Consider the following 14,868-nt stretch of genomic DNA (forward strand, 5'->3'; position numbering starts at 1 on the left):
GTTATTGGTTAGTGGTTAGTGGTATTGACAGATTTGGTATTTTACTAAAAACCTTTAACCACTACTAACAACTAACAACTAACAACTAACAACTAACCACTAACAACTATCAACCAACAACTAACCACTAACAACTATCAACTAACAACTAACCACTAACAACTATCAACCAACAACTAACAGAGGTATAATTATTTACTGGTACAACGGTCAATTAATCAAGTCTCAAACTATAGAGTTAGCAATTGACGATCCGGGATTACTCTATGGAGCAACGGTTTTTACGACATTGCGAGTTTATGACCATTCCCTTGACAGTAGGTTAACTCACTGGCAGGCACATTGCGATCGCTTAAAATCTAGCCTGAAATCTTTTGGTTGGAAGTTGCCAAGTGAAGAGAGATTGCGTCAAGGTGCTTTATCGATCGCGCCTGACTTTCCCGTTCTAAGAATCACTGTCTTTCCTGATGGAAGAGAATGGATAATTGGTAGAACTCTACCAGAAGGATTAATAGAAAAACAAAATCATGGTATAATTGGGTTTCTCTCTCAACCAGAATTTTCTCGTTGTCTTCCCGATCGCAAAAACGGGAATTATTTAGGCGCATGGTTAGCAAAATCCATTGCTCAACAGTCAAATGCACAAGAAGCGATATTAGTGGACGGGAAAGGAAATTGGTTAGAAACGAGTACGGGAAACCTCTGGGGTTGGTTAGATGGAAGTTGGTGGACGCCACCTGCAACTGGAGAAATTTTACCGGGAATTATGAGAGGAGAACTGGTCAAATGGCTTCGCCAAGAGGGTCTAGTTGTGAGAGAGGAACCTTGGACACCGAACCTAGTCAGGGAATTTGAGGCCCTTGCTTATAGTAATAGTGTAGTGGAAACCGTCCCTATACATACCGTTAGCTCGCTTGTAGGAAAGCTAGAATATAATCCGCACCATCCATGTTTTCAACAACTGCGGATGTTTTTTTCATAGCACTATAGGAGCAAAATTTGGTATAACTTAAGATAAGTTAATATATTTCTTAAAATGCCATCTCTTTAGAGAGACGCACTCGCGAACGCACAAGACAATTAGGAGGATTAGCCTCGGTGAATAATAAACGATGGAGAAATGCGGGGCTGTACGCACTGCTATTTATTGTTGTCATAGCCCTTGGGACAGCATTTTTTGACAAACAACCACAAAGCAGAGAAACATGGCGTTACAGCCAGTTTATTCAAGAAGTTCAAAATGGCAATGTAGAAAAAGTTAGTTTGAGCGCAGATCGGTCTACAGCTCTTGTCATGCCCAAAAATGACACAAACAAGAAACTGGTGACCTTGGTTAACGATCCTGACCTCATCAACACTCTGACTCAATACCAGGTAGATATCACTGTTTTGCCTCAAACCGACGAAGGATTTTGGTTTAAGGCACTAAGTAGCTTATTTTTCCCCGTATTGCTTTTGGTTGGCTTATTTTTCTTGTTGCGTCGTGCTCAGAATGGACCTGGTAGCCAAGCCATGAACTTTGGTAAGTCCAGAGCCAGAGTGCAAATGGAACCACAAACCCAAGTGACATTTAACGATGTCGCTGGTATTGACCAAGCAAAGCTAGAACTAAACGAAGTTGTAGACTTTTTGAAAAATGCCGATCGCTTCACTGCTGTTGGAGCCAAAATTCCCAAAGGCGTATTGCTAGTTGGTCCTCCTGGAACTGGTAAAACCTTGCTAGCACGTGCTGTAGCAGGCGAGGCTGGTGTCCCCTTCTTCTCCATCTCTGGTTCTGAGTTCGTCGAAATGTTCGTGGGCGTAGGTGCGTCCCGAGTTCGTGACTTATTTGAGCAAGCAAAAGCCAATGCTCCTTGTATCGTCTTCATTGATGAAATTGACGCCGTAGGTCGTCAGCGAGGTGCAGGTTTAGGTGGTGGTAACGATGAGCGGGAACAAACCCTGAACCAGTTACTGACCGAAATGGACGGATTTGAAGGCAACACTGGCATTATTATCATTGCTGCTACTAACCGTCCCGACGTATTGGATGCTGCATTACTGCGTCCCGGTCGTTTTGACCGTCAAGTTGTCGTGGATCGCCCAGACTACGCCGGACGAGTTGAAATTCTCAAAGTTCACGCCCGTGGCAAAACCTTGTCAAAAGATGTGGACTTGGACAGAATTGCCCGTCGTACCCCAGGATTTACTGGTGCAGATCTTTCCAACCTGCTAAATGAAGCTGCAATTCTAGCAGCACGTCGAAATTTAAGTGAAATTTCGATGGATGAAATTAACGATGCAATCGATCGCGTATTAGCCGGTCCAGAGAAGAAAGACCGTGTCATGAGCGAAAAGCGCAAAACATTGGTTGCATATCACGAAGCAGGTCACGCTCTAGTTGGTGCTTTGATGCCAGATTATGACCCAGTGCAGAAGATTAGTATCATTCCTCGCGGACGTGCAGGTGGTTTAACTTGGTTCACCCCTAGTGAAGACCGGATGGACACTGGTTTGTACAGCCGTGCTTATCTGGAAAATCAGATGGCAGTTGCCTTAGGTGGTCGCATCTCTGAAGAATTAATCTTTGGTGAAGAAGAAGTGACCACTGGTGCTTCTAATGACTTGCAACAAGTTGCACGTGTCGCTCGTCAAATGGTAACACGCTTTGGGATGAGCGATCGTCTTGGACCAGTTGCCCTCGGACGCCAACAAGGCAATATGTTCCTTGGTCGGGACATCATGTCAGAACGGGACTTCTCTGAAGAAACCGCAGCTGCAATTGATGAAGAAGTGCGCCAGCTAGTAGAAGCCGCTTACCGACGCTCTAAGGAAGTGTTGGAAAATAACCGCCACATCCTTGATAAACTTGCAGAAATGCTAGTTGAGAAAGAAACTGTAGATGCCGAAGAGTTACAAGAATTGCTTGCTAGCAACGATGTTAGAACTGCAACTTTTGCATAGTAAGTCTAGATTTAGGATTTAAGATTTACACAAATCTTAGTTTTTAATTCTTAATTCATGAGAATCAGGGTAATTTCAGAATTATCCTGATTTTTTGTTTTTACTAATAGTCAAGAATAAAAATCCATAACAATGTGTGGGTTCGCGCATGAACCCACACATTATCCACTTGTGAGGCAGCAGGATAAATTTGTAGACGATTGTGTAGATTCAACGGTTGAGGCAACTAGTTCAGCAATGAATTTGTCCAGCACTTTTACCGCAGTTTTGTACTGGGGGGAAGTTGTGGCAACTTTGTTTTTACCTTGAGTTAGGGATTTGAGGATGCGATCGCGTATTGCCTGTAAATCCGGTAGTGGCGTTGCAGTTCTTTCCTGCACTTCCAAATTATTCAACCTCATAAGCAACTCCTGATTCTCTACCTTGAGTGCTGCTATTTGTGCCAAAAGCTGCTCGTTCTCCTGCATCGCCTCCTCCTTTGGCTGTTGTTGTGCTGGTTTCTGCAACTGTTCTAACTGTTCTATACGGCTGTCTAGAGCAGATTCTAGATTGCGGAGATTGCCCTGTAACTCTTCTAGTTTCTCCTCTAAAATCTGAACCAAACGCAATTCTAGATTTCTATCCCGTTCATCTAGAAATTTATCTAGATTGTCTGGTAACTGTTGTTGTGCTTGGATTCTGGCTTCAATCCGAGGATCTATAATAGAATCTAGATTGTCTAGATGAGTGCTTCTTTTGGTGTCAGCAGCAATTCTGTTTCCAGACCGATACCAGCGAATGAAATCAACCAGCACGGCCGAGGCACTCGACCCCTCTGCTTTTGCCTGTGCCATAAAATCCTTCCACTCTTCTTGATTAATGCGAAAAGTGGCTAAGAATTTGTTGTCCATAGCCATATTCTAGAATACCATCTGTACAAATCTAGATAAGATTATTGTACAGATTAATGTACAGCATGAGTATAGATTTTTGGTCATCAACTAAAAACCCTGTGTGGAAAGTCAGGTCATTCCATACAGTCAATGCGAGTTTCTCACAAGACTACAGTACGCTCAACAGCTTTTCTTCTGCATTGCAAATTTTCTGTTCTTGAGTACACAATAATAATTGTCATTCACTGAATGAAGTGCTATACACCACATGGCTTCCTCACCTCAATTTAGTGTCCGAATCCCACCAGAACTGGATGAACGGCTTAATGCTTATGCAAAGCAAGCTGGTACAACAAAAACCAAGGTCATAATTGATGCTTTGGCACATTACCTGGGTTGTGCTGACGATGTGCCGTTGATACGCAGAGTTCTTGAGCTTGAGGAACGAGTAGCTGCTTTGGAAACTCAAGGAAGGCAAGTGACTAGCTAGTGTGGTTACTTGCTGAAATATATGTAAAAAATATCATTGATTTTGAAAAAAAGATAATGCTGACTTCCCAGCAACGCAAAAAATTACAAGATGCCTTGATTGGAGCTTTTCCTGAAAGGTCATTGCTGGAACAATTGTTAGATTACGAGCTAGATAAAAAACTAAACCTAATTACTCAAGATAGTAACTTACAAACCGTTGTTTACCAATTGATACAAAGAGCACAATCTGAGGGATGGCTTATTGACCTCGTTCGGGCTGCACGTCAAAAAAACCCTGGGAATTCACAGTTGCGAGCTATTGCTCAAGAACTATTTTCCTTGCCTAATATTCCTAGGAGACATCACATATCAAACTATGATAGTCTAAGTAATGCCAATTTTGACGGTGGTTGCACTGACATAGAGGGAATTCAAAGTAGCAGCGAGCATAAGTATCCTAGATTAGTATTCGTAAAGATACGGCTCCTAAATTTGAATTTTCAAAAAGAAGTTCAGCAATTTAATCTGATTTTAGATATTTCTTTTGGAGAAGAAGAAGAAAAGTTTCAATATAAAGAACAATTAGGTTTTGTAGAAAGGGAAGGATATATTAGGTTTGGAATCAAGTTTGGAGAATTATGTTTTCAATTGACCAATGGATGTATGCCTACAGATTTACGTAAATTTCCTAAAATTGAACAAGTTTTTGGATTGTTATCGCCTACAGGAACCGAGGAATATCCTATATGGCAGTTTAAAGTTGACGATAAGAAAAGCTCCACTTTATTTGGTTGTCTCACCAATCAAGAACTGGGAATTATCTCACTACAAAATATTCCTTGTGTAGTAGAAGCTACTTTTCAAATTAATGTAAATAGCAATAATTTAGGAGTAACTGCACAAGAGGGTGTGTGGAATGCTAAAACTAGCAAAAAGGTAAAAGAAACTAAACTTCGTGCTTTTTTTAAAAAAGTTGTAGAACCTAAACTAAAAGATTATGTGAGCAAGGTGGTATTGGAATATGACTCAACCTCTAACTCCTGAAGAACTTACCCAACTTTTCCAAACAATTGAAGGTGAATCGACAGGAAAGCTATCGGAGTTAGCAAAGGTGGCTGGACTGAATTTAGCTCAGGATTATATTGGTGCGGACTTAAGTAGTGAGGATTTAAGTGAAGATAATCTGAGTAACGCTAATTTCAGAGATGCCAATTTGAGTCATGCTAATTTAAGTGAAAGCGACTTGAATAGTGCTGTCTTAAGTAATGCTAACTTACATGATGCTGATTTAAGTAATGCTAATTTAAGTAATGCCAATTTGAGTTATGCTGACTTAAGCAGTGCTAACTTAAGTGGTGCAAATCTTTTTCATGCCAATTTAGATAACACTAACCTAAGCAATGCGAACCTAAGCAATGTTAACCTCAAAGGTGCTAGTCTTTTACGGGCAAAAAATCTAATCACTGCTAACTTGGTCGATGCTGTTTTAAATACAACCACTTTTGGACTCTCTCAAAAAGAGATGCTCGATTTAAAGCAACGAGGAGCAATTATTGAAGACGTTACAGTTGAAGACGTTACAGTCAGTCCAGTTAAAGTTTTAGAAAAATCTGAAAGCTCTACTTACAACTTAAACAATGCTAATCTCAATCAACCCCGGAGAATTTTGCTTTTGTCAGCAAATCCTACAGATAGCAGTCAGCTTCGTCTGAGTGAGGAGATGCGCGAAATTAAAGAGGGATTGAAACGCTCAACAATGCGCGACCAGTATTCAATAGTTACGGCGGAAGCAGTACGATACATAGACATACATAGAGTGCTGTTGCAGTACGAACCGTATATCATTCACTTTTCGGGACATGGGACGCAAGAGAAAGGCTTAGTCTTTGAAGATGAGTTAGGTCAAACTAGGTTAGTCAGTGCGGAAGCATTAGCAGACTTGTTTCAACTGTTTGCCGATCAAGTAGAATGTGTTGTTCTTAATACCTGCTACTCGGAGACACAGGCTCATGCGATCGCAAAACATATTAAGTACGTGATTGGTATGAGCGCAGAAATCAGGGATACGGATGCTATTAAATTTTCTATTGGCTTTTACGATGCATTATGGTCTGGTAAAACTGTTGACTTTGCTTACAAACTTGGTTGTTCGCTCATGAAAATAGCAGATTTTCCAGCCAACGTGGCTCCTACATTAATCACTAACTCTAGGATTTCATCTTCTCCAATTCCTTTAAGAAATCAAAATCAACAAACATCCTACTTAGGTAAGACTATTCTTTTACAAAGACCCAACTCTAACAAGACTGAGAATTCCTCATTAGTCTGTCAAAATATAGGTGATTTAAATTCTGAGGAGAATGATAGTAATATAGAGTTTTTACTTATGAAAATTCACGTAGAACCCGTAGACTCGCAAAAAGTTAATTTATATATCATTGCAAATTTTAGCGAGCAACGGATCGAGGTGAATGGTGTTACAATTTGGTTTGGGTTGAAGCGGGGACAACTAAAACTGTATTTAAAAAACGGCATTATCCCTATTGAATCCATAGATACATCTCAGTTCGTAAATTGTCAGGTTGATTTGGCACGAGGAACAGAGAATGATATATGTTGGATTTTTCAAGCTAATACAACACAAACTGATACACTAAAATGTTTAATTAATCGAATTAAGTTGGGAACTGTAGTTAAAAGTATGCAGCAAACAACATCGCAGCAACCTGTCGATGCAGAAGATAGTACAATATGCTCTATAAAAGCAACCTTTGAAGCTACATCCATCACAGATTTTTGCATTACTGAAATTGAGAATGAGAATGAGCAAAAGAACTCGCTTTTGGGGTTATTTAGAAATAAAAAGAAAAAAGCATTTGCTGAAAGGTTAATTCTTCTTAATTATTTAAAACCACGACTGAAACCTTGCATAGTTCAAGCAGAGTTTAATGTTTAAGCAACCTACGGCTAGAAAAGGAATTCTATGAACTTGCTCCTAATGGGACTTAAACAAAAATTAAGCCCAAATGTAGCCTAAACTAGCTTTGTAAGCGGCAAATACGTCACGATTATGATTCAACCACTCAAAGAAACGGTAAGACATAGCTGTTCTAAACGCTGATAACCCACATTCCGCACTTCAACTTGAAGCATAAGGAGACTACAGTCAAGATAAAAGCGAAAAATCAGGATAATTAAGAAAAGAATACTGATTTAATCTTATTAAGGGATAGAAGTCATCAAAAATAAAAAAATGACTCATAAAAGTGCTTATTTAAGCATTATAAATGCTTGGAACAGTTACTGTTCCTTCGTATTTTGATATTCTTATTAACTAAGGGCGCATGTCGTTTCAATTAAGAAAGCAGATAATACTTTTGACAAGATGATGGCAGATAATTCAAGATAAAATATCGTTCTGAGGTTAAATTAACAATTTGATTAACTCCATTCAATATTAAAAGATGAATACCTTGGAAACATTGAAATACCCATCTTAAGGTAGGAGAAATAGTTAACTTTCCTAGCTGATTTTTGATTCCAACTTTAGCTCTTTTTAAGCTATTTCTCAGTTCCCTTTGACCAAGGTTATAAACTAATAGACTTGGACTTTGGACAAAATCAAGATGTTCGCGGATGTTTTACGCGAACAAATATCTCATGAGTTTTATTTATATTTTTCTGTGGGTTCGCAGATAAAGTGAAATTTTGGGAACGGAATTATAGGGGTTCCAGTCTACGGAATTCGCGCATAAAGTGAAATTTGTGGTTTAATGAGACCCTAGTCGCGCATAAAATGCAACGAAATCGCGCATAAACTGAATTGTTCTCATGAAACCTCTACAGACGGGCATTCATCAATCGAACAGTTGCGATCGCTATCCTCAAAGAAGCTCACAAACCCCTATTATATCGTTTCATCAACGTCGGAAAATTTCATCTTATGTGCGAATTGACAAGGGAGCCTAAAACCCTTACTCCACGGTCAATTTCACTTTATGCGCGAATCTCGTCGCCTGAAACCCTTATAAATTCGTTCTCAGAATTTCATCTTATGCGCGAACCCACAGCTATATCAGCACCTGAATGCATCGCTTAGAAAAAATTAGATATGAATCTGTTTTAAGTTTATGCTTGTGTTCAAAATCGTATATTTGACTGCAAAAGTCAAAAAGGATATAGGTTTTTTTTAACATTATTGTAGATAATTTTGGAAAACTATTTCTATCCAAAATTACTTCATATTAATGATTGATACGATTCCAAGAAAAACAAAAATTTTATCAACAAATCCATCTAAAACCTTGCAGAAACAAGATCTTGCACATTATTTTTTTTACAAAAAACTTAAATTAACCGTATTTTATTAACCCCAAACTGTGCTAAAAAGTTTGAATTAATTACCTAAATTAGGTACATTATTTACGATTATTTAAGTATTAAATGCAATATTATGCAAATTCAATAAATAATTTTCATGAGACTAATAAATTAGATAAATGTATGTTAGTCTTGCTATAGGAATCAAAAAAGTAAACGCACAAAAAACTGCCAAAAACATTGAGGCAAGCTCAATAAAGTTCTTTTGTTCTGGTAAATCCACTTCATGAGTTACAGCTTTTTGTAACGAAGAGGTAAAACCAGAATGAATTAGAATAGCGGTTTTCGTCACAACTTAGTGGATTGCAATTTTGGTTGGTTGTATGGTTTAGAGAAAAACTCTGCGTAAACTTAAATTCGTACTATAACCACTCTTAAGGTTTGAGCAACTTATGGGATTTTGCCACAATCATCGGTCATGTTTGAGTTAGGTCTTAAAGGCTTCGTCATCAAGAGACGTAGACTCCCTCTACATCAACTTCAAGCAGCCGTACTCTACAGGATTTTATGAAACAAGCATCACTTCCTGTAGGGAGATCGTCACACTGCGCGTTTGATAGCACTTGCAATATCCGTTAAGCGAGACTTCACAGCAAGCCCTTCGGTATCTCCTCCGGAGACGCAACGCGTTACCTCTTACATCAACCTTCAGCTCCATAGACAAAGTAATTGTAGGAAAATATTAACCATGACTGACGAAAAAATTAGACAGATAGCTTTTTACGGTAAAGGCGGTATTGGTAAGTCTACCACCTCCCAAAATACTCTAGCAGCTATGGCAGAAATGGGTCAGCGCATTTTGATTGTCGGTTGCGATCCTAAGGCTGACTCTACCCGTTTAATGCTACACAGTAAAGCTCAAACAAGCGTTCTCCAATTAGCTGCTGAACGAGGCGCTGTGGAAGACATAGAACTTGATGAAGTGATGCTTACTGGCTTTCGGAATGTGCGTTGTGTGGAGTCCGGCGGTCCAGAACCTGGTGTAGGTTGCGCTGGGCGCGGTATCATCACCGCCATCAACTTCTTAGAAGAAAACGGTGCATACCAAGACGTTGATTTTGTAAGTTACGACGTATTGGGTGACGTTGTGTGCGGTGGTTTCGCTATGCCAATTCGTGAAGGCAAAGCCCAAGAAATCTATATCGTTACCTCCGGCGAAATGATGGCGATGTATGCTGCTAACAACATTGCTCGTGGTGTTCTGAAATATGCTCACTCTGGTGGCGTGCGCTTAGGTGGTCTAATTTGTAACAGCCGTAACGTTGACCGGGAAATCGAACTCATTGAAACCCTGGCAAAACGCTTGAATACCCAAATGATTCACTATGTACCTCGTGACAACATAGTGCAGCACGCTGAGTTGCGCCGCATGACCGTGAACGAGTATGCACCTGACAGCAATCAAAGTAAAGAATACCGGGCATTGGCTACGAAGATCATCAACAACGACAATCTCACCATTCCTACACCTATTGAGATGGAAGAATTAGAAGCGTTGTTGATTGAATTCGGTATTCTCGAAAGCGACGAAAATGCTGCAATGTTGGTTGGCAAGTCAGCAGCTGAAGCCTCAAGTAAAAAGTAGTACTAAGTAAGTAATGTTCTAGGGTGGGTAGCAGCCCACCCTTAGACATTCACCCTAAATCCTTAGTTTTAGATTTGTTAAATGATTAATTTATTTGTAGAGATTTGTCTATACTTAGACATGAATTGTTTATATAACTTTATATAACGTTTTTTTCATTGCCTCTCTGTAAAGTTATCTGCTATGTGATAATGAGAAGCGAGAGTTAATTCGGTTAACAGCGTTTGTTTTTATTAACAGGCTTTTTGTTTTTGGTATTGACAAACTTTTCTCCGAAACTTAAATCTCCACACATTTATGATTTCGGAGACAATGTATGTCAGTTTATGTAGGCAATCTTTCTTATGAAGTTACAGAAGAGAGTCTGAGTGGCGTGTTTGCAGAATATGGTTCTGTCAAGCGGGTTCAGCTACCTACAGACCGTGAAACTGGTCGTTTACGCGGCTTTGCTTTTGTAGAAATGGGTACGGATGCTGAAGAAACAGCTGCTATTGATGCGCTTAATGGTGCAGAGTGGATGGGACGTGATTTGAAAGTGAATAAGGCTAAACCCAGGGAAGAAAGAGGCTCCTTTGGTGGTAATCGGGGAAACACCGGCTTCCGCAACCGCTACTAAAGCTTTGCAAATTTAGCTCTTTGAGCTTAACCAATTAATTTACTAAATTAATTCTGTTTTGCAGTGGCTCAGGCAAGAATGCTTGGGCCTTTTTGATATATCCAAAATTCATTTTTACTGAAGTTTGAGTTTAATACAATACTGAGGAAATAAAAATGTCTAGTAACACTGACCTAGTTGTTTATGTTGAAGAAAGTGAATTTGATACTCTTTTAAGTGAAGAAAAAGTTGTTGTTGTTGACTTTACTGCTACTTGGTGCGGTCCTTGTCGTCTAGTCAGTCCGCTAATGGATCAACTCGCTGAGGAATACAAAGGTCGCGCCAAGGTCGTCAAAGTAGACGTTGATAACAACAAGCCAATTTTCAAAAAATTTGGGCTTCGCAGTATTCCAGCAGTTTTAATTTTCAAAGATGGTGAGTTAGCAGAAACCATTATAGGGGTTTCTCCTTACGAGGAGTTTAACAGCGCTGTTGAGAAGCTTTTTTAGCTGGTTTTAGGGATTGCTATTTGGTATTTGGTGCCAAAAGTCTGCTAAGGTCTGTAAACGTATCATAGAACGTGTGCCACATTACCAATTTGGTACACTGCCTCAATTTAACTTTGACAGAGTACTAGAGGTAGAGATTTGTTGAAATCATTTTGGGTTAGGCTATGGGCATTGATGAAATACTTAAAGCTGATCGGGAAGAAATTTTGAGAATTGCGGCTTCCTACGGAGCGTATAATGTCCGGGTGTTTGGTTCTGTAGCGAGAGGAGAAGCAAGACCAGACAGTGATGTAGATTTTCTGGTGGAACTTGAACCACAACGAACCTTGTTAGACCAAATTGCTTTAATGCAGTCCTTAGAAGAATTGCTAGGACGTAAAGTGGACGTAACTGAACCAGAAACTCTACATGAGTTGATTAGAGATAAAGTGTTGCGGGAAGCTGTGGCGTTATGAGAGACGATCGGCTGTACTTGAGCAACATCTTTGAATGTATCGAGCGCATAGAGTCTTATACTTGTGATGGCAAAGAGGTATTTTTGCAAACCACAATAATTCAAGATGCGGTAATTAGAAATTTTGAAATTATTGGGGAAGCAACGAAGCGGTTATCTCCCGAAATCAGAGCAGCTTACCCAGATGTACCTTGGCAGCAAGTAGCTGGTTTTAGAGATGTACTGATTCATGATTATTTAAAGGTAAATTTAAATCGAGTTTGGGGCGTGATTGAGCAGAATTTGCCCCAACTGAAGGCAACTATTGAGGCGATTTTGCAAGAATTGGGGAAGTAATGATACTGTTTCATTTACATTTCTACAATTAATCTGTTTAATTCTAAATTGACCATACCGACTGCGATAGGTATTGGCCCAACTTAGTTGCAGGGAGTACGATCGCTAGCGATCGCACTCTTGCGATCGTCAATCTGCTCAAACTGATGATTCTGTTTGTAGCCAATCTTCTAAAGAAATTCCTGGAACTCTCTGCATATCAGAATCATGAGAAACAAGAATTAAGCCATGTGTAATCGCTGTTGCAGCTATCAAAATATCTGCATCTTCCAGACGGTTACCTCTACGCTTTAAATCCAAATGAATTTCACATGCTCTCTCAAAAATTTCTAAATTGTCTAAAAATAAAATTTTGTAATTGGTGCAAACTTCATTAAGTTCAGATAACTGCCTAGTAGCATTTGCGTAAATAAGACCTCTTTTAGATTCGTAGTATGCTACGCAACTTATAAAAACTTCTTGTCTTAAAAACCTTACTTCTTCTAGTTTATTAATTATTTTTTGATTTTTTTTCAAAATAGCCGTTAATATATTTGTATCCAGGAGATAACCCATTATGACTCACTATCTCCCTTCTACTGCCTCATCATACATTTTTATTTGCTCCGGAGTTAAATCATTTAATGTTCCAGAAACTGCTTCTATTACTAAAATACTATCAATTATACTTACTAATTCATCATGAGGAATACTTTTTACATATTCCGGAGAAAATTTATCTACAAATTTTGCTAAATGTTGAATCATTCCCTCTTTATCTAACCTTTCCCTGTACAGGCTATTATCTTCTATCAATTTCTCAATAATCTTTGTTATACGTACAATGGCAACATTTCTTTCACTATAAAGTTCGTGCATAATTTACCCATTGTATAATTTAATGACTTCAAATAAAATCCATCATCCTAAGTATAACTTACTTTTGTAAGATTTAGGGGTGCGAGCGTCAATCTGCTCAAACTTAAGATTCTGTTTGTAGCCAATCTTCTAAAGAAATTCCTGGAACTCTCTGCATATCAGAATCATGAGAAACAAGAATTAAGCCATGTGCGATCGCTGTTGCAGCTATCAAAATATCTGCATCTTCCAGACGGTTACCTCTACGCTTTAAATCCAAATGAATTTCACATGCTCTCTCAAAAATTTCTAAATTGTCTAAAAATAAAATTTTGTAATTGGTGCAAACTTCATTAAGTTCAGATAACTGCCTAGTAGCATTTGCGTAAATAAGACCTCTTTTAGACTCGTAGTATGCTATGCGACTTATAAAAACTTCTTGTCCTATAAAATCAACCTCTTCTAGTTTATTAGTTATCTGTTCATTTTTTTTTAAGATAGCCGTTAATATATTTGTATCAAGAAGATAACTCATTATGACTTATTATCTCCCTTCTACTGATTCATCATACATCTTAATTTGCTCTGGAGTTAAGTCATTTAATGTTCCAGAAACTGCCTCTATGACTAAAATTTTGTTAATTCTATTTGTTAATTCATCATCTGGAATGCTTTTTACATATTCCGGAGAAAATTTATCTACAAATTTTGCTAAATGTTGAATCATTCCCTCTTTATCTAACCTTTCTCTGTACAGGCTATTATCTTCTATCAATTTCTCAATAATCTTTGATATACGTACAATTGCAACATTTCTTTCACTATAAAGTTCGTGCATAATTTACTCCTTGTATAATTTAATGACTTCAAATAAAACCCATTATCCTAAGCATAACTTATGTTTGTGAGATTGATGAAGCGATCGCCGAACCACAACAAGTGGCTGATACTTTTAATAAAATTAAGGTGCTACCAAAACAAGTAAGTAATAAAAAGGAAAATATTTGGAACGGCAATGTGTAATATAAACTCCCTGGCTTAGATAACCAGGAGTTTTTTGGTAAGAGTGACTAACATCATTACAAGCGATGCAGCAAACTTAAGCCATGAGTATCAGTCCCACAACTGTTAAATAGACTGTATTTACTGGCTAACTGTTGCACCTGTTCTGACTCTCTAACGCTAGGTTTCCAAGGGTTGGGATTGTTGTAGGCGTAAAAAGATTCGACGCCATCAATACCAACTGCAGCGGCGGCGGGAATCAAATCAAAGTGCGATCGCCGATAACGAGCCGGGTGAGCCAATACTGCCAATCCGCCTGCTTCATGAATAGCAGATATCACATTAGCTGCTTGATAGGTTTCCCCTGTCGTGACTTTTCTTTGAAGATAAGGTTTTATATTGGCTTGTTCTGGATCGAAAGCATACCCCAGAATATGGACATCTGTATTTAGAAGATTGGCGTTAATTTCTATACCAGTCCATAGATAAGGTGTATTTGCTCCTGGATTATTCCATCTCCATTGTTCTAACCAAGTTTGCGCTGCTTGATAACCAGCTATACTATGGTGGTCAGTAATGGCAAGCCCTTTTAATCCAATGGCAATAGCTTGCTCCATCAATGCACTTGGTTGTAATTTACCATCAGAGTGGATGGTGTGCATGTGAAAGTTGTAACTCATTGGACAACTCAATGTATTGATGCTTTGAAATATATACTTCAATTGTTCGCTTGAGGTGGACACCTCGACAACCTTTACACTCATACGTACCTCTTTTTTAAATAGGCGATTTTTTACACTAGAAAACATGACACTAATAGCCCAGAATGCACCAGCACTACATACGTATGTTGGTAATCAGCTTCTGGGCATTTGGCAATTTTT

Annotated in this window: 17 protein-coding genes and 1 pseudogene; 11 read left to right on the plus strand and 7 right to left on the minus strand. The window is 38.7% G+C overall.

Annotation, left to right across the window (positions count from 1 at the left end):
* The first annotated feature begins 187 nt into the window (after positions 1-187).
* Both WA1_RS10455 and ftsH3 read left to right on the plus strand, forming a co-directional pair.
* Entirely contained in the window at positions 188-982 is a 795-nt protein-coding gene (locus tag WA1_RS10455; RefSeq protein WP_026134714.1) for an aminotransferase class IV, read from the plus strand.
* Between the two features lie 116 nt (positions 983-1,098).
* Complete coding sequence (gene ftsH3, locus WA1_RS10460) at positions 1,099-2,943, plus strand: ATP-dependent zinc metalloprotease FtsH3 (RefSeq protein ID WP_017743955.1); 1,845 nt, start codon at positions 1,099-1,101, stop codon at positions 2,941-2,943.
* A gap of 161 nt (positions 2,944-3,104) precedes the next feature.
* Here ftsH3 and WA1_RS10465 read toward each other — a convergent pair whose 3' ends face one another.
* A complete protein-coding gene (locus WA1_RS10465; protein ID WP_148662667.1) occupies positions 3,105-3,833 on the minus strand; it encodes a coiled-coil domain-containing protein in 729 nt (242 codons plus the stop codon).
* A gap of 250 nt (positions 3,834-4,083) precedes the next feature.
* On the opposite strand from WA1_RS10465, the gene WA1_RS10470 reads away from it, so the two are divergent.
* Genes WA1_RS10470 through WA1_RS10480 form a run of 3 tightly spaced genes read left to right on the plus strand, consistent with a single transcriptional unit; the run spans position 4,084 to position 7,242 of the window.
* A complete protein-coding gene (locus WA1_RS10470; RefSeq protein WP_017743957.1) occupies positions 4,084-4,305 on the plus strand; it encodes a ribbon-helix-helix protein, CopG family in 222 nt (73 codons plus the stop codon).
* The gene (locus WA1_RS58620; protein WP_017743958.1) at positions 4,305-5,330 is read left to right on the plus strand and encodes an effector-associated domain EAD1-containing protein; all 1,026 of its coding nucleotides are present in this window, start codon (positions 4,305-4,307) and stop codon (positions 5,328-5,330) included. The genes WA1_RS10470 and WA1_RS58620 overlap by 1 nt, the downstream gene beginning before the upstream one ends.
* Positions 5,308-7,242 carry a pentapeptide repeat-containing protein gene (locus tag WA1_RS10480; RefSeq protein ID WP_017743959.1) on the plus strand — a complete coding sequence of 645 codons (1,935 nt, stop codon included), beginning with the start codon at positions 5,308-5,310 and terminating at the stop codon, positions 7,240-7,242. Before WA1_RS58620 ends, WA1_RS10480 begins: the two co-directional genes overlap by 23 nt.
* Positions 7,243-7,642: 400 nt before the next feature.
* On the opposite strand, the pseudogene WA1_RS54845 reads toward WA1_RS10480, so the two are convergent.
* A pseudogene (locus tag WA1_RS54845) lies at positions 7,643-7,897 on the minus strand (IS1634 family transposase); the annotation flags it as partial.
* 220 nt (positions 7,898-8,117) lie between these two features.
* Here WA1_RS54845 and WA1_RS56820 point away from each other — a divergent pair.
* The 6 genes from WA1_RS56820 to WA1_RS10510 all read left to right on the plus strand — a co-directional run bounded on the left by WA1_RS56820 (position 8,118) and on the right by WA1_RS10510 (position 12,145).
* Positions 8,118-8,255, plus strand: a complete 138-nt coding sequence (locus tag WA1_RS56820) for a hypothetical protein (protein ID WP_158516625.1) — start codon at positions 8,118-8,120, stop codon at positions 8,253-8,255.
* A 1,099-nt stretch (positions 8,256-9,354) separates the two neighbouring features.
* Positions 9,355-10,251 (plus strand): nitrogenase iron protein, encoded by an 897-nt coding sequence (gene nifH / locus WA1_RS10490; protein WP_017743962.1) that lies wholly within the window; start codon positions 9,355-9,357, stop codon positions 10,249-10,251.
* Positions 10,252-10,567: 316 nt separating this feature from the next.
* Entirely contained in the window at positions 10,568-10,867 is a 300-nt protein-coding gene (locus WA1_RS10495) for an RNA recognition motif domain-containing protein (RefSeq protein ID WP_017743963.1), read from the plus strand.
* A 155-nt stretch (positions 10,868-11,022) separates the two neighbouring features.
* Positions 11,023-11,355 (plus strand): thioredoxin, encoded by a 333-nt coding sequence (gene trxA / locus WA1_RS10500; RefSeq protein ID WP_017743964.1) that lies wholly within the window; start codon positions 11,023-11,025, stop codon positions 11,353-11,355.
* Positions 11,356-11,519: 164 nt separating this feature from the next.
* On the plus strand, positions 11,520-11,810 hold the full coding sequence (locus tag WA1_RS10505) for a nucleotidyltransferase family protein (RefSeq protein WP_017743965.1): 291 nt from the start codon (positions 11,520-11,522) through the stop codon (positions 11,808-11,810).
* Positions 11,807-12,145 carry a HepT-like ribonuclease domain-containing protein gene (locus tag WA1_RS10510; RefSeq protein ID WP_017743966.1) on the plus strand — a complete coding sequence of 113 codons (339 nt, stop codon included), beginning with the start codon at positions 11,807-11,809 and terminating at the stop codon, positions 12,143-12,145. Before WA1_RS10505 ends, WA1_RS10510 begins: the two co-directional genes overlap by 4 nt.
* 138 nt (positions 12,146-12,283) lie before the next feature.
* Here WA1_RS10510 and WA1_RS10515 read toward each other — a convergent pair whose 3' ends face one another.
* From WA1_RS10515 to WA1_RS10535, 5 genes are all read right to left on the minus strand, one after another.
* Positions 12,284-12,700 carry a type II toxin-antitoxin system VapC family toxin gene (locus tag WA1_RS10515; RefSeq protein ID WP_017743967.1) on the minus strand — a complete coding sequence of 139 codons (417 nt, stop codon included), beginning with the start codon at positions 12,698-12,700 and terminating at the stop codon, positions 12,284-12,286.
* Between the two features lie 9 nt (positions 12,701-12,709).
* Positions 12,710-13,003 carry a hypothetical protein gene (locus WA1_RS10520; RefSeq protein WP_017743968.1) on the minus strand — a complete coding sequence of 98 codons (294 nt, stop codon included), beginning with the start codon at positions 13,001-13,003 and terminating at the stop codon, positions 12,710-12,712.
* A gap of 103 nt (positions 13,004-13,106) precedes the next feature.
* Complete coding sequence (locus tag WA1_RS10525; RefSeq protein ID WP_017743969.1) at positions 13,107-13,517, minus strand: PIN domain-containing protein; 411 nt, start codon at positions 13,515-13,517, stop codon at positions 13,107-13,109.
* Positions 13,518-13,526: 9 nt separating this feature from the next.
* Positions 13,527-13,820 carry a hypothetical protein gene (locus tag WA1_RS10530; RefSeq protein WP_017743970.1) on the minus strand — a complete coding sequence of 98 codons (294 nt, stop codon included), beginning with the start codon at positions 13,818-13,820 and terminating at the stop codon, positions 13,527-13,529.
* Between the two features lie 241 nt (positions 13,821-14,061).
* Positions 14,062-14,748 (minus strand): PHP domain-containing protein, encoded by a 687-nt coding sequence (locus WA1_RS10535; RefSeq protein ID WP_017743971.1) that lies wholly within the window; start codon positions 14,746-14,748, stop codon positions 14,062-14,064.
* Positions 14,749-14,868: the final 120 nt, after the last annotated feature.

Source organism: Scytonema hofmannii PCC 7110 (assembly GCF_000346485.2).
GTDB lineage: Bacteria > Cyanobacteriota > Cyanobacteriia > Cyanobacteriales > Nostocaceae > Scytonema > Scytonema hofmannii.

Coding starts and splice junctions, on each gene's coding strand:
- WA1_RS10465 (WP_148662667.1), bottom strand. CDS start 3,833: ATGGACAACAAATTCTTAGCCACTTTTCGCATTAATCAAGAAGAGTGG.
- WA1_RS10470 (WP_017743957.1), top strand. CDS start 4,084: ATGGCTTCCTCACCTCAATTTAGTGTCCGAATCCCACCAGAACTGGAT.
- WA1_RS10480 (WP_017743959.1), top strand. CDS start 5,308: ATGACTCAACCTCTAACTCCTGAAGAACTTACCCAACTTTTCCAAACA.
- WA1_RS56820 (WP_158516625.1), top strand. CDS start 8,118: ATGAAACCTCTACAGACGGGCATTCATCAATCGAACAGTTGCGATCGC.
- nifH (WP_017743962.1), top strand. CDS start 9,355: ATGACTGACGAAAAAATTAGACAGATAGCTTTTTACGGTAAAGGCGGT.
- WA1_RS10495 (WP_017743963.1), top strand. CDS start 10,568: ATGTCAGTTTATGTAGGCAATCTTTCTTATGAAGTTACAGAAGAGAGT.
- trxA (WP_017743964.1), top strand. CDS start 11,023: ATGTCTAGTAACACTGACCTAGTTGTTTATGTTGAAGAAAGTGAATTT.
- WA1_RS10505 (WP_017743965.1), top strand. CDS start 11,520: ATGGGCATTGATGAAATACTTAAAGCTGATCGGGAAGAAATTTTGAGA.
- WA1_RS10510 (WP_017743966.1), top strand. CDS start 11,807: ATGAGAGACGATCGGCTGTACTTGAGCAACATCTTTGAATGTATCGAG.
- WA1_RS10515 (WP_017743967.1), bottom strand. CDS start 12,700: ATGGGTTATCTCCTGGATACAAATATATTAACGGCTATTTTGAAAAAA.
- WA1_RS10520 (WP_017743968.1), bottom strand. CDS start 13,003: ATGCACGAACTTTATAGTGAAAGAAATGTTGCCATTGTACGTATAACA.
- WA1_RS10525 (WP_017743969.1), bottom strand. CDS start 13,517: ATGAGTTATCTTCTTGATACAAATATATTAACGGCTATCTTAAAAAAA.
- WA1_RS10530 (WP_017743970.1), bottom strand. CDS start 13,820: ATGCACGAACTTTATAGTGAAAGAAATGTTGCAATTGTACGTATATCA.
- WA1_RS10535 (WP_017743971.1), bottom strand. CDS start 14,748: ATGAGTGTAAAGGTTGTCGAGGTGTCCACCTCAAGCGAACAATTGAAG.